Raw genomic sequence first — 418 nt, 5'->3', positions numbered from 1 at the left:
CCCTCAACGCCTTCGGCCCGGATCACGGCCAACACACGGTCAACCGAGTACGGGGCCTGCTCACGCAATTGAGCGACGAGCGCATCTTGATCGATACGGCCAAACAGATAGGCGAAGGTGGCACCCGCAAGCGCCGGAAACTGCTGTTCATCGAACCCGAAAATCTTCCTGAGCACTACCCTCTCCTATTTACACATCACTCGCCATGCTTCAGCAGGTACGAATCGCTGATCGCTTTGAACGAGAAGCCAGAATCAGCGTGCTTGTAGACCACACCTTCTCGCGGACGGCCGTTGATGCCCTGACCCTCGGCACGTGCCAGCAGGTCTTTCGCGTTTTTCGCAATGCTCGACAGCTTGAAATAGCTGGTGACCGGCACATGCTTCAGGCCCAGCTCACGTACGATGTGTTCGACTTC

1 protein-coding gene is annotated in these 418 nt (G+C 56.9%); it reads right to left on the bottom strand.

Annotation, left to right across the window (positions count from 1 at the left end):
* Nucleotides 1-196: 196 nt before the first annotated feature.
* A partial coding sequence (locus tag AC1RPY_RS07670) for an RNA ligase family protein (protein ID WP_481763094.1) occupies nt 197-418 on the bottom strand: 222 nt, incomplete at its 5' end.

This window comes from Dellaglioa sp. CoH-56-MRSF-12, assembly GCF_056782075.1.
The sequence above is the reverse complement of the archived record's forward strand: the minus strand, read 5'-3'. Positions and strand labels throughout refer to the sequence as shown.